General features: G+C 71.0%; 9 protein-coding genes. 6 read left to right on the forward strand and 3 right to left on the reverse strand.

Going from position 1 to position 13,158, the window contains the following annotated elements; translation table 11 throughout:
* Positions 1 to 31 precede the first annotated feature (31 nt).
* The 3 genes from IE263_RS40925 to IE263_RS40935 form a co-directional block, all read right to left on the reverse strand.
* Positions 32 to 2,107: a bifunctional polysaccharide deacetylase/glycosyltransferase family 2 protein gene (locus IE263_RS40925; protein ID WP_229911453.1), complete on the reverse strand. Its 2,076-nt coding sequence runs from the start codon at positions 2,105 to 2,107 to the stop codon at positions 32 to 34.
* An 897-nt stretch (positions 2,108 to 3,004) separates the two neighbouring features.
* Positions 3,005 to 3,649 carry a hypothetical protein gene (locus tag IE263_RS40930; protein ID WP_189943184.1) on the reverse strand — a complete coding sequence of 215 codons (645 nt, stop codon included), beginning with the start codon at positions 3,647 to 3,649 and terminating at the stop codon, positions 3,005 to 3,007.
* A 512-nt stretch (positions 3,650 to 4,161) separates the two neighbouring features.
* Positions 4,162 to 5,127: a LysR family transcriptional regulator gene (locus tag IE263_RS40935; RefSeq protein ID WP_189943185.1), complete on the reverse strand. Its 966-nt coding sequence runs from the start codon at positions 5,125 to 5,127 to the stop codon at positions 4,162 to 4,164.
* A gap of 102 nt (positions 5,128 to 5,229) precedes the next feature.
* Here IE263_RS40935 and IE263_RS40940 point away from each other — a divergent pair, with 102 nt between their 5' ends.
* The 6 genes from IE263_RS40940 (at position 5,230) to IE263_RS40965 (ending at position 13,118) form a co-directional block, all read left to right on the forward strand.
* Entirely contained in the window at positions 5,230 to 6,627 is a 1,398-nt protein-coding gene (locus IE263_RS40940; RefSeq protein ID WP_189943186.1) for an MFS transporter, read from the forward strand.
* A gap of 139 nt (positions 6,628 to 6,766) precedes the next feature.
* Entirely contained in the window at positions 6,767 to 8,065 is a 1,299-nt protein-coding gene (locus IE263_RS40945) for an ABC transporter substrate-binding protein (protein ID WP_189943187.1), read from the forward strand.
* Entirely contained in the window at positions 8,062 to 9,027 is a 966-nt protein-coding gene (locus IE263_RS40950; protein ID WP_189943188.1) for a carbohydrate ABC transporter permease, read from the forward strand. Before IE263_RS40945 ends, IE263_RS40950 begins: the two co-directional genes overlap by 4 nt.
* Positions 9,024 to 9,848, forward strand: a complete 825-nt coding sequence (locus tag IE263_RS40955; RefSeq protein WP_189943189.1) for a carbohydrate ABC transporter permease — start codon at positions 9,024 to 9,026, stop codon at positions 9,846 to 9,848. Before IE263_RS40950 ends, IE263_RS40955 begins: the two co-directional genes overlap by 4 nt.
* A gap of 13 nt (positions 9,849 to 9,861) precedes the next feature.
* Positions 9,862 to 12,111 carry an alpha-xylosidase gene (gene yicI / locus IE263_RS40960; protein WP_189943190.1) on the forward strand — a complete coding sequence of 750 codons (2,250 nt, stop codon included), beginning with the start codon at positions 9,862 to 9,864 and terminating at the stop codon, positions 12,109 to 12,111.
* Positions 12,111 to 13,118 carry a LacI family DNA-binding transcriptional regulator gene (locus IE263_RS40965; RefSeq protein ID WP_189943191.1) on the forward strand — a complete coding sequence of 336 codons (1,008 nt, stop codon included), beginning with the start codon at positions 12,111 to 12,113 and terminating at the stop codon, positions 13,116 to 13,118. The genes yicI and IE263_RS40965 overlap by 1 nt, the downstream gene beginning before the upstream one ends.
* Positions 13,119 to 13,158: the final 40 nt, after the last annotated feature.

A 13,158-nucleotide genomic window follows, 5' to 3' on the forward strand; every position in this document is an offset into this window, starting at 1 on the left:
GCCGGCACCGGAACATCCGAGGACCGCGTACTCATCGCGCCCCACCCCCGTCCACCGCCACCTCTCCCGGCGGCGCCGCCACCTGCCCCTTCCTGCGCAGCTTCTGCCAGCGCAGACGGCCGCCGGTGAGAGCCGTGATCCAGGACTGGAGCAGGACGATGTACATCAGCTGGCGGTAGAGCAGCTGCTGCAGGGGCAGCGAGACCAGCGGGGTCAGACGCTCACGGTCCAGGACGAACGCGTACGCCGCGCACGCCGCCTGGACGGCCAGGACGCCGAACCAGGCCGCGATCGTCTTCCCGGTCGGGCCGAAGAGCAGGCCGTAGACCAGGAACAGGTCGATCAGGGGGGCCAGCAGCGGGGCCACCACCATGAACAGGGACACCAGCGGCAGGCCGACCCTGCCGAAGCGGCCCGACGGGCCCCTCTCGATGAGGGCGCGGCGGTGTTTCCAGATCGCCTGCATGGTGCCGTAGCACCAGCGGTACCGCTGGGACCAGAGCTGCTGCACCGACTCCGGCGCCTCCGTCCACGCCCGCGCCTTCTCCGCGTACACCACCTTCCAGCCGTCGCGGTGCATGGCCATGGTGATGTCGGTGTCCTCGGCGAGGGTGTCGTCGCTCATGCCGCCGACCCGGTTCAGGGCGGTGCGCCGGAACGCGCCCACGGCGCCCGGGATCGTCGGCATGCAGCGCAGGACGTCGTACATACGGCGGTCGAGGTTGAAGCCCATCACGTACTCGATGTGCTGCCAGGCGCCGATGAGGGTGTCCTTGTTGCCGACCTTGGCGTTGCCGGCGACCGCGCCGACCTTCGGGTCGGCGAAGGGCTGGACGAGTTCGCGGACGGTGGACGGCTCGAAGACGGTGTCGCCGTCCATCATCACGATGAGGTCGTGGCGGGCGTTGGCGATACCGCGGTTGAGGGCGGCCGGCTTGCCCGCGTTGAGCTGGCGGACGACGCGTACGCCGGGCAGGCTCAGGTCCTCGACGATGCGGGCGGTGCCGTCGGACGAGCCGTCGTCGATGACGAGGATCTCGACCGGGTGGTCGCTCTTCACCAGGGAACGGACCGTGTTCTCGATGCACTTGGCCTCGTTGTACGCCGGGACCAGCACCGACACCGGTTCGGTGACCGGCGCGTCGGGCCCCCAGACGAAGTCCCGGCGGCGGGTACGGCGGGTGTGGAGCGCGGAGAGCAGCAGCATCAGGCCGAAGCGGGCGAAGACGAGGAAGCCGATGACGGCGAGACCCACGACGAGGACGCCGGTCAGGTCGTCGGCGGCCTTGACCAGGGCGGTCCAGGCCCGGCCCTTCCACAGCTCGAGACCGGTGACCTCGGTGTGCGCGCTCGGGGCGTTGAGGGCCTCGGTGAGGTTCTCGAACGCGTAACCCTGCCGCTGGAGTTGGGGCAGATACGTGTCGAGTGCCCGTACCGTCTGGCTGCGGTCGCCGCCGGAGTCGTGCATGAGGACGATCGCGCCCTTGCCCTTGTCCGGGGTGGAGTTGCGGATGATCTCCGCGGCGCCCGGGCGGCGCCAGTCCTCGCTGTCGACGCCGGTGAGGACGGTGAGGTAGCCGCGGCTGCCGACGTACTGGGTCACCGGCCAGGAGTTGTTGTCCAGGGCGGAGGCGGAGGAGGAGTACGGCGGGCGGAAGAGGGAGGTGCGGATGCCGGCCGCGCCGGCGAGGGCGAGCTGGTTCTGGGTCAGCTCCCAGTCGATGCGCTTCTTCGACTGGTAGGAGAGATCGGGGTGGTTGAAGGTGTGCAGGCCGATCTCGTGGCCCTCGTCCACCATCCGCTCGACCAGGTCCGGGTAGCGGGAGGCCATGGTGCCGGTGATGAAGAAGACGGCGTGGGCGTCGTGCTTCTTCAGGACGTCGAGGACCTTCGGGGTCCAGCGTGGGTCGGGGCCGTCGTCGAAGGTGAGGACGATCCGGCCGTCCGGTACGTCCATGCTGGTGGCCTGCCCGCCCCGGGTGTCGACCACCGGGCCGCCGTCGAGGATCGTGCGCGGCACCCGGTCGGCGGCGGCCTCCGGGCGGACGCGGTAGTCGGCGAGGACCTCGCTGTGGACGTAGCCGCGCAGCATCAGCATCGCCATCATCGCCACGAGGACGAGGAGGGGCAGCAGGCGGCGCAGGCGTAAGGGCGGCAGCAGACGCCGGCGGACGTTCGCCCGGCCCCCACCGGGAGCCTGGCCCTCGCCGGACGCCTGGGCGGGTATCCGGCGACCGCGTGAACGGCGCCGGGTGGAACGGCGGCCGTTCGCACGGGGCTCGCCGCGCTCGCCGGTTGACGGATGGACGGACTGACCGGCGGACTGTCGGGTCGTACGCCGGCTGGTGCGTGGTGCCATGAGAGGACGTTCTTTCGGGGATTCGGGGATTCGGGCCATCAGGGCTTGGGGCCGTCGGGGCTTGGGCTGTCAGGGCCTGGGCTGTCAGGGCTTCGGGCCATCAGGGCTTGGGGCCAACAGGGCTTGGCTGTCAGGGCCTGGACTGTCGCCAGGGCCTGGACTGTCAGGGCTTCAGGGCTTCAGGGCTTCAGGGCTTCGGGGCTTCGGGCCGGCAGGGCTCCGGCCGGCAAAGCCTTCGGGGCTTCCGGCTTTCCGGAGGTTCCGGGGTTCCAGGGCTGTCGGGCTTCCAGGGGAGCCCGGCTCCGGACTCCCGGAGTTTCTGCCGTCAGAGTCTGTGGGCCTTGCGGCTTTCCGGGACTTCCGGGCTTCCGGCGTTCCGGCTCCGGCTTCCCGGCGTTCCCGGGCACTCCGGGCTCCGGGCCCCGGGCCCCGCGAGCCTCTGACCGTCAGAGCCTGCGGAGCTCCCGGCATTCCGGGGGTTCCCGGGCCCTCGAGGGCTCCGAGAGCCTCCGGACTCCCGGCCCGGGCCTCCGGGCCCCCAGGCCCCTGGACCCCAGACCCTGGACCCTGGACCCCGGACGCGGACCCCGGACCCCGGCCCCCCGCCCCCGGCCCCGGCCCCGGCCCCGGCCCCCGGGGCAACGATCAAGCGACCGGCCCGTCGGCCCCTCCCGCCGGGGACGGTGAGGAGTCGGGTGAGGGCTGGGTGCTGGGCGAGGGTGACGCGTCCGGTGGTGGGGACGCGGCCGGGCTGCTCGACGCGGGGGCCGGGGACTCGCCGGTGGGTGCCGGGCTGGGCCGGCGTACGGAGGCGCTCGGCGAGGGCCGCGGAACCGCCGCGGACGCGCTCGGCGGTACGGCGCTGCCCGACGCGCGGGGCGCCCCGCCGGCCCCGGGCGCCTCCGACGCGGAGCCGGAGGCGGTGACGCCGGGGTGCACGGGAGCCGCGAAGCCCGGCTGCGTCGGGGTCGCCGGGGAGCTGGGCGGCCGGGTGGTGTCGACCTGTTCGGCCGGCTTGTCGTCGTTCTGGCCCGGCACCGGCAGCCAGGGCGCGCCGGCGCTGCCCGACAGGAGCGTGGCGACGATGACGACGGCGTAGGCCCCGCAGGCGAGAGCGACGGCGATGCCGATCCGGCGGAAGGTACGGCTGCGGCGGCCGGACTCGTCGACGAACACGGGTGCGTCGGAGGCCTCCTGGCCGTCGCCGCGCGCGCCCGGGACGCCGTGCGGGGAGTCGAGCTGGACGGTCACCTCGGCCGGGTCGTGCCCCTCCTCGCCCCCGCCGGGCACTGCGGGCGACCCGTCGAGGAGCCCCTCCGGGGCACCTGTGGACGCCTCCTCCCAGGGATCCCGGAGGATGCCGCTCGACCGTTCATTTTCGGAAAGGGTGTTCGAGGTCGACGATCCACCCGTTTCCACCGGAACATCCGGTAATGCTCTCCGCCCGTCACGCGGAGGCACATCCCGTGACACCCCCAGGGCGTCACCCTCCGGGATGCCCGCCAAGGGCTCCCCCACGGCCTCGGAGAACGCCTGGGTGTTCCCCTCCAGGACCGGTACGTTCCCGGTCGACGATGCCGGTTCCGGCCACTCCGGTTGGGCATCTTCCCGCCATTTCTTCACGTGCGCGTTTCCCCCCACGGGACACCAGGGGCCGGTCTTCGGGAGCGCATACAGCGGCATGTCAGATGCCGCGAATACTGGCGAAACCGGGCCCCCACCCGGTCCGCGCGCCCCCTTTTACCCCTACTTGCTCAGGTCGCCGAATCTAGCGCAGGCACCCCGCCTTTGTTCACGTTGTCCTATTTATGGGGAGAGGTCATGTTCATGTCTATGGCTGGAATCCATCCCGTGACAGGCCGCTCGAGCCACGACTCGGCGAACCCGAGTTCGACCGCCGCCCGGCGCAGCGCGTCGAGGGCCGGATGGACCAGCCCCTTTCGCCACACCAGCGACACCGGGGACAGCGGGACCGGGTCGACGAGCGGCCGCAGCACCGTTCCAGGCATGGCCGGAAAGCCCACCACGGCAAGGATCGGATTGGCCCCTTTTGCCATGACTCGCTGGAATTCCTCGATCCCGACGGCCAGCGGCACCGGCGGCGCGACCTCGATGCCGCGCCCCTCGAACAGCAGGCGGGCGAGATCCGTCCACTCCGGCGTCCGCGGATTGCCGGCGCCCGCGTACACGGTCTCCCCCGCCAGCGCGTCCAACGGCACCTCCGCCAGCTCCGTCAGCCGGTGCCCCTCGGGCAGGAGGACCGCCATCGGCTCGTGGCGCACCGGCTGATGGTCCAACTGGGCCCGCAACGCCGGGTCCAGGCCCGCGAACCGGCCGAACGACACATCCAGCCGGCCCGCGAGGATCTCCACGGCCGCGCCGGTCAGCCCGCTCTCGTAGCGGGCCATCAGCTCGTGCTCGGGGGCGAGTTCACGGGCCCGGTACAGCACGCGGCGCCCGGTCTCCAGACCCGGCGAGTTCAGGTCGACCAGCAGTGGGCGGGCCTGGCCGAAGGCCGCGAGCAGGTCGTCCTGCGCCTGGAGCACCCGGCGCGCGTGCGGTACCAGCCGCTCCCCGTCAGCGGTGAGCGTCACCTGCCGGGTGGTCCGCACGAACAGCTCGGCGCCCAGCTCGCGCTCCAGCCGCCGTACGTCCCGGCTGAGCGCCTGCTGGGCGACGTAGAGGCGGGCCGCGGCGCGCGTGAAGTGCAGTTCCTCGGCGACGGCGAGGAAGGCGCGCAGGAGTCGGGGGTCGAGATGAGCGGGCATCCGGTGAACCTACAAGGCACCCGGCAACTCACAACACCGGTGCGTGAATCGGCGCCCGGAAGGTGTTGGACCGCGTGATCACCGGCGGGTGACGGTGGACGCATGCCGCACCCCAGCCCCGAGACCCGCCACTACACCGTCACCGCCGACACCCTCGTGGCCGTCGACTTCGCACCCAGAACCCGAACACCCGGAACCCGAACCCCTCGGACCCGAACGCCTCGAACCCGAACACCCAGAACGCCCGGAACGCCCAAGACCCGCACCCATACCCACACCCACACCCGCACCCACACCCACCCCCTCGCCCCCTACCGCCGCCTCCTCGCCCTCCCCGGCGCCCGCGCCTTCACCGCCGGGAACCTGATCGCGCGCCTGCCCATGGGCATGTTCAGCGTGAGCGCGGTCGTGATGATCGCCGGCTCGCGCGGCTCGTACGCCCTCGCCGGCGCCGTCACCGCGACCGGCCTCGCCGCGACGGCGCTGGTCGCGCCCTGGACGGCTCGGCTCGTCGACCGGTACGGCCAGGCCCGGATCGCCGTACCGGCCACCCTGTTCGCGGCGCTGGGCAGCCTCGCGCTCGTGCTGTGCGTGCGGTACGGCGCCCCGGACTGGACCCTGTTCGCCGCGTACGCCGCCACCGCGACGACCCCCAACACCGGCGGCATGTCCCGCGCCCGCTGGACCCACCTCCTGAAGGGCGACCAAGACGCCCTGCACACCGCGAACTCCTTCGAACAGGCCGCCGACGAGCTGTGTTTCATGCTCGGCCCGGTCGTCGCGGCCTTCCTCTGCGGCACGTTCTTCCCGGAGGCGGGCACGCTGGTCGGCGCGGTGCTGCTGGTCACCGGCGTCCTGGTCTTCGCCGCCCAGCGCTCGACCGAGCCGCCTCCCCACCCCCGTACGAAGGCCGTGTCGCCGCTGCGCTCCCCCGGGATCCGGCCCCTGCTCGCCGTCTGTCTCGCGCTCGGGGCCGTGTTCGGGGCGACGGAGGTGGCGACGCTCGCGTTCGCGGACGCGCGGGGGCACTCCGCGGCGGCCGGGGTCGTGCTCGCGCTCCAGGCGGCCGGCTCGTGCGCGGCCGGGCTGGTGTACGGGGCGCTCAAGCCGGCCGGTCCCGCCGCCCGGCGTCATCCCTGGACCGTGGCCGCGATGACCGTCCTGCTCACCCTGCCGCTGCTCGCGGCCGCCGTCGTCGGCTCGCTCCCGCTGCTGGCCGCCGCCCTGCTGGTCACCGGCATGGCGACCGCGCCGACGATGGTCACCACCATGGCCCTCGTCCAGGAACGCACCCCCGAGGGCCGGCTCAACGAGGGCATCACCCTGGCCGTGACCGGCCTGCTCGGCGGCATCGCCTGTGGCAGCGCGACCGGCGGCTGGATCGCCGAGCAGGTCTCCCCGGCGGCCGGATTCGGGGTGCCCGTGACGGCGGCCGCGACGGCCCTGCTGATCTCCCTCACCGCCACCACGAAGGCCGCCATTTCCCGCGCACCCCATTGACGCGCTCCCGACGGCCACCTACCTTCGCCCGTCGAAGCGCTTCGACGTCACGCATCGAATCGATTCGACGAACGCTGCGTGACGACCGTTCCTGCCTACCGAAAGCTCGAGAACCATCCGGCTCCCCTGGAGGCACAGGATGTTGACGGCACGAAGGCGTGTGGTGGCGAGTGCGGCGGCGGCCCTTGCGGGGACCCTGCTCCTGGCCTCCTGCGGTGACTCGGACGGCGGCGGCTCCTCCGACGCCAAGACCCTGCGACTGTGGCACTACGAGGCTCCGAACAGCGCGATGGGCGTCGCCTGGGCGGAGGCGATCAAGGAGTTCGAGGCCAAGCACCCGGGCGTGAAGGTGAAGTTCGAGGAGAAGAGCTTCGAACAGATCCAGAAGACCGCCCCGATGGTCCTGAACTCCTCGGACGCCCCCGACCTCATGGAGTACAACAAGGGCAACGCGACGGCGGGCCTGCTCTCCAAGCAGGGGCTGCTGACCGACCTGTCCGCCGAGGCCACGAAGCGCGGCTGGGACAAGCTGCTCAGCCCGGGCGTGCGCACCACCAGCCAGTACGACACGAACGGTGTGATGGGCTCCGGCAAGTGGTACGGCGTGCCCAACTACGCCGAGTACACGATGGTCTACTTCAACAAGGACCTCTTCGCGAAGTACGGGATCCCCGAGCCGAAGACGTTCGACGACCTGGTCTCCGCGATGGACACGTTCGTCGACAACAAGGTCACCCCGCTCGCCAACTCCGGCGCCGAGTACCTCGCCCAGCAGTACGTCTACCAGCTCGCCCTGTCCAAGGCCGACCGCGCCTGGGTCGACGCCTACGAGCTGTACCAGGGCAAGGTCGACTTCCACGACGCGGCCTGGACGTACGCCGCCGAGACCTTCGCCGACTGGGTGAAGAAGGGGTACATCGGCAAGAACTCCACCAGCACCAAGGCCGAGGAGGCCGGCGTCTCCTTCATCCAGGGCAAGGCGCCGATCCTGTTCTCCGGCAGCTGGTGGTACGGCCGCTTCCAGGACGAGGCGAAGTTCGACTGGGGCACGACCCTGTGGCCCGGCTCGAACCTCACCCCGGGCTCCGGCGGCAACCTCTGGGTGGTCCCCAAGAGCGCCGAGAACAAGGACCTCGCCTACGACTTCATCGACATCACCATGTCGAAGAAGATCCAGAACCTCCTCGGCAACAAGGGCGGTGTCCCGGTGGCGGCCGACGCCGCCGCCATCACCGACCCCAGGTCGAAGGACCTCATCACCAACTTCAACACCCTCTCCGACCGCGACGGCCTCGCGTTCTACCCGGACTGGCCGGTCCCCGGCTTCTACGACGTCCTCGTCTCCGAGACCCAGAAGCTGATCACCGGCAGCGCGCAGCCGGACGCCTACCTGGACGCCTTGCAGGAGGCGTACGACAAGGGCGCGCCGAAGCGATGACGGTGGCCGTCGAACGGGGCGGGCGGGTGACCGGCAAGCAGGACAGGGCCGTTCACCCGCGCCGCCCCCGGAACTCCTACGCGCTGTTCCTGCTCCCGGGCGCCCTCGCCTTCCTCGCGGTCGTCGTCGTCCCGTTCCTGATGAACACGGGCGTGAGCTTCACCGACTGGCAGGGCGTGGGCAGCCCCGGCTGGTCCGGGCTCGCCAACTACCGCGAGCTGATGGACGACGCCGAGTTCTGGGAGTCCTTCCGGCACAGCCTGTTCATGGTCGTCGCGATGGCGGCGGTCCCCACGGCGATCGGCCTGGTCCTGGCGGCCGCCCTGTTCGACTACGTCGGCAAGCACTTCGGCAGCAGGACGGCGGCCGTGCTCCGCGCCTGCTTCTACCTCCCCCAGGTGCTGCCGATCGCGGTCGCCGGCATCGTCTGGAGCTGGATCCTCGCCCCGGAGAACGGCTCGCTCAACGAGGTCCTGAAGGCGATCGGCCTGGGCTCCTGGCAGCAGGACTGGCTCGGCGACCCCGACCTCGCCCTCTACAGCGTGATGGGCGTGATGGTGTGGGTGCAGCTCGGCTTCCCGCTGGTCGTCTTCATGGCCGGCCTCCAGCGCGTCGACCCGCAGCTGTACGAGGCGGCCGAACTGGACGGCGCCGGCTGGTGGCGCCGCTTCGCACACATCACGCTGCCGCAGATCCGCCCGGAGATCTACGTCGTCCTGACCTGGTGCACGATCGCCGCGCTGAAGGTGTTCGGCGCGGTGTACGTCCTGACCAAGGGCGGCCCCGGCGGCGCGACCAATGTGCCCTCCTACTTCTCCTTCACCACCTTCTTCGAGAAGACCCAGGTCGGCTACGGCGCCGCGATCTCCACCGTGCTGACCGTGATCATCCTCGCCCTGTCACTGGTCGGGCTGAAGCTGCAGACCAGGGCGGAGGACGCGGAGGAAGGGGTACGCGCATGACGACGGCCCTACGCCGTTACCCGGTCCTCGTGGCGCTGTGCCTGGCCGCCCTCTTCATGATCGTCCCGTTTCTGATCGTGGCGGTGAACGCGGTCAAGTCCCCGGCCGAGTACTCCCAGAACGGCCCGCTGAGCCTCCCCGACGGCCTCTACCTGGACGGCCTGAAGGACTTCTGGGAGCGCGTCGACTACAGCCAGAAGCTGATCAACTCGGTCCTGATCAGCGGCTCGGTGGCGGTCCTGGCCGTCGTTCTGTCGGTGCTGAACGCGTACGCGATCGGCATCGGCAGGATCAGGGGCCGCACCTGGGTCCTGGCCTTCTTCGTGCTGGCGAACATGCTGCCGCAGGAGGCGCTGGTCTACCCCGTGTACTACCTGAGCAAGCAGGCCGGCCTGTACGACACCCGGCTCAGCGTGATCATCGTGTTCACGGTGATCCAGGCGGCCTTCGGCACCTACCTGCTCTCCTCGGTGCTGGGCCAGTTCCCCCGCGAGATCATCGAGGCCGCGCGGATCGACGGCGCGACCAAGTGGCAGGTGCTGTGGCGGATCGTCGTCCCCGTCAGCCGCCCCACCCTCGGCGTCCTCCTGGTCTTCTTCTTCATCTGGACCTGGAACGAGTTCCTGCTCCCGCTGGTCATGCTGATCTCCAACGACAACCAGACGGTGTCGGTGGCCCTCGGCGTCCTCCAGGGCCAGCGGCTGATGGACGCCACGATGACCAACGCGGCCGCGCTCCTCGGTGTGCTCCCGGCCCTCGTCTTCTTCCTCGTCTTCCAGCGGACGCTCACCCGCGGCATCGCGGTGGGAGCCGTGAAGTAAGGACCCCCCACACATGAAGTTCACCGATGGTTACTGGCTGCTGCGCGAGGGCGTCACGGCCGCCTACCCGGCCGAGGTGCTCGACGTGAGCGAGTCGGACGGCGTCCTGGAGATCCACGCGCCCACCCGGCCCATCCGCTCGCGCGGCGACCTGATGACGGGACCGGTCATGACGATCACCGCCCACACCCCGATGCCCGACGTCATCGGTCTCACCCTGACCCACTTCACGGGCGAGCAGCCACGCGAGCCCCGGTTCGACCTCACCCGGGGCGAGACGGTCCCCCAGATCTCCTACGACGACGAGCACGCGACCCTGACCTCCGGCGCGCTCTCGGTGCGCGTGACCCGCGGCGGCCCCTGGCACGTCGAGTTCCTCGCCCACGGCCGGGTCCTGACCTCCAGCGGCCCCAAGGGCATGGGCATCATGCGGGACGCGACCGGCACCCACTACCTGCGCGAACAACTCGACCTCGGCGTCGGAACGAGCGTCTACGGCCTCGGCGAACGCTTCGGCCCGCTGGTCAGGAACGGCCAGGTCGTCGACATCTGGAACGCCGACGGCGGCACCGCCACCGAACAGGCCTACAAGAACGTCCCCTTCTACCTCACCGACGCGGGCTACGGCGTCTTCGTCGACCACCCGGGCAAGGTGTCGTTCGAGGTCGGCTCGGAGACGGTGTCGAAGGTGCAGTTCAGCGCCGAGACACAGGAGTTGACGTACTACGTCGTCCACGGCCCCACCCCGAAGGACATCCTCCGCACGTACACGGCCCTCACCGGCCGCCCGGCGCTCCCGCCCGTCTGGTCGTTCGGCCTGTGGCTGTCGACGTCCTTCACGACGTCGTACGACGAGGAGACCGTGACCTCCTTCATCGAGGGCATGCGGGAACGTGAACTGCCCCTCTCCGTCTTCCACTTCGACTGCTTCTGGATGCGGGAGTTCCACTGGTGCGACTTCCAGTGGGACCCGCGGGTGTTCCCGGACCCGCAGGGGATGCTGGCCCGGCTGAAGGCGAAGGGCCTGCACGTGTGCGTGTGGATCAACCCGTACATCGCCCAGCGGTCCCCGCTGTTCGCGGAGGGCAAGGCGCTCGGGCATCTCCTTCGCAGACCGGACGGGAGCGTCTGGCAGTGGGACCTGTGGCAGCCGGGCATGGCACTGGTCGACTTCACCAGTCCGGCCGCCCGTGACTGGTACGCGGAGAAACTGGAGGCGCTGCTCGCCCAGGGCGTCGACTGCTTCAAGACCGACTTCGGCGAGCGCGTCCCCGTCGACGTGGTCTGGTCCGACGGCTCCGACCCGGAGCGGATGCACAACTACTACACGTACCTCTACAACCGCACCGTCTTCGACGTGCTGCGCAAGCACCGCGGCGAGGGCGAGGCGGTCGTCTTCGCGCGGTCGGCGACGGCCGGCAGCCAGAAGTTCCCCGTGCACTGGGGCGGCGACTGCGAGGCGACGTACGAGTCGATGGCGGAGTCGCTGCGGGGCGGGCTGTCGCTCGGCCTGTCCGGCTTCGGCTTCTGGAGCCACGACATCGGCGGCTTCGAGGGGACACCGACACCCGCTCTGTTCAAGCGCTGGCTGGCCTTCGGCCTGCTGTCCTCGCACAGCCGCCTGCACGGCAGCTCCTCCTACCGGGTCCCCTGGCTGTTCGACGACGAGTCCGTGGACGTGCTGCGGCACTTCACCCGGCTGAAGCTGCGGCTCATGCCCTATCTGTACGAGGCCGCACGCGTCGCCCACGAGGAGGGGACGCCGGTGATGCGGGCGATGATCCTGGAGTTCCCGGACGATCCCGGCTGCGCGCACCTGGAACGGCAGTACATGCTCGGCCCCGACCTGCTGGTCGCGCCCGTCTTCAGCGACGAGGGAGACGTCACCTACTACGTCCCCGAGGGCACCTGGACCCACTACCTCACCGGCCGCACGGTCACCGGACCGCGCTGGGTGCGCGAACGGCACGACGTCCTCAGCCTGCCCCTGCTGGTACGGCCGGGCGCGGTGATCCCGGTGGGTGCCCACGCCGACCGGCCCGACTACGCGCACGCCGACGGGGTCACCCTGCGCACGTACGGCCTGCGGCGCGGCGCCCAGGTGACCGTGCGGGTCGGGGAGGTCACCTTCACCGTCGTCCGGGAGGGAGACACCCTGCGGGCCTCCTCCAGTGATCCCTCGGCACCGTGGAGCCTGGCGGCCGGGGACCGGCTCGCGCGCGCGCAGGCGGGCACCGGCTTCCTGACCCTGGAGCTGGACTGATGGTGAAGATCACCGACGTGGCACGGCAGGCGGGGGTCTCCCCCAGCACCGTGTCCTACGCCCTCAGCGGCAAGCGCCCGATCTCCGAGGAGACCCGGCAGCGGGTCGAGGCGGCCATCCGCGAACTGGGCTACCGGCCCCACGCGGGCGCCCGCGCCCTGGCCAGCAGCCGCTCCAACGTGCTCGCCCTGGTCGTACCGCTGCGGGCCGGCATCCACGTCCCGGTCGTCATGCAGTTCGCCGTGTCCGTGGTGACGGCCGCCCGGCGCTACGACCACGACGTGCTGCTGCTGACGCAGGAGGAGGGCGAGGACGGACTGCGCAGGGTCGCGGACACGGCCCTCGTCGACGCCCTGATCCTGATGGACGTCCAGCTCCACGACCCCCGGCTGCCCTTGCTGCGCTCCCTCGACCGGCCGTCCGTGATGATCGGCTTCCCGCAGGAGGCCGCCGGGCTGACCTGCATCGACCTCGACTTCCGGACGGCGGGCGAGCGTTGCGTGGAGCATCTGGCGCAGCTCGGACACCGGGTGGTGGCGCTGGTCGGGTCACCACCGGAGGTGTACGTGCGCGGGACGGCGTTCGCCCAGCGCGTCGTGCAGGGCTTCACCGCGGCCGCCGACCGCAGCGGGCTCGCCTCCGCCGTCCACCCCTGCGAGGCCACGCCCGGCGCGGCCCGCCGGGTGGCGGAGCAACTCCTGCGTGAACAACCGGCGTTGACCGGGGTGGTCGTTCACAACGAGGCGGTCCTGGAGCCGTTGACCGACGCCTTCGAGCAACTCGGCCTACGGGTCCCCGCCGACCTGTCGGTCACGGCGATCTGCCCCGACGAACTCGCCGAGAGCCTCCGCGTCCCCGTCACCTCCATCGCCCTGCCGTCGGCGGAGGTGGGCGAGCGGGCGGTGGAGCTGCTGATGGCCAAGCTGGCCGGTGACGAGGTGCCCGAGGCGACCCTGCTGCCGCCCCGGCTGACGAAGCGGGCGAGCACGGCACCGCGCCCCGCCTGAACCGCCCCGATGTGCAAGGCCCTGCCGCAACGAGACATCG

Origin of the sequence: Streptomyces aurantiogriseus (assembly GCF_014649375.1) — a bacterium.
In the GTDB taxonomy this organism is placed as follows: Bacteria; Actinomycetota; Actinomycetes; order Streptomycetales; family Streptomycetaceae; genus Streptomyces; species Streptomyces aurantiogriseus.

Bases quoted from the DNA above. Each gene is read 5' to 3' on its own strand.
- IE263_RS40925 (WP_229911453.1), bottom strand. From the start codon at position 2,107: ATGATGGCGATGCTGATGCTGCGCGGCTACGTCCACAGCGAGGTCCTC.
- IE263_RS40935 (WP_189943185.1), bottom strand. From the start codon at position 5,127: ATGCCCGCTCATCTCGACCCCCGACTCCTGCGCGCCTTCCTCGCCGTC.
- IE263_RS40940 (WP_189943186.1), top strand. From the start codon at position 5,230: ATGCCGCACCCCAGCCCCGAGACCCGCCACTACACCGTCACCGCCGAC.
- IE263_RS40945 (WP_189943187.1), top strand. From the start codon at position 6,767: ATGTTGACGGCACGAAGGCGTGTGGTGGCGAGTGCGGCGGCGGCCCTT.
- IE263_RS40950 (WP_189943188.1), top strand. From the start codon at position 8,062: ATGACGGTGGCCGTCGAACGGGGCGGGCGGGTGACCGGCAAGCAGGAC.
- IE263_RS40955 (WP_189943189.1), top strand. From the start codon at position 9,024: ATGACGACGGCCCTACGCCGTTACCCGGTCCTCGTGGCGCTGTGCCTG.
- yicI (WP_189943190.1), top strand. From the start codon at position 9,862: ATGAAGTTCACCGATGGTTACTGGCTGCTGCGCGAGGGCGTCACGGCC.
- IE263_RS40965 (WP_189943191.1), top strand. From the start codon at position 12,111: ATGGTGAAGATCACCGACGTGGCACGGCAGGCGGGGGTCTCCCCCAGC.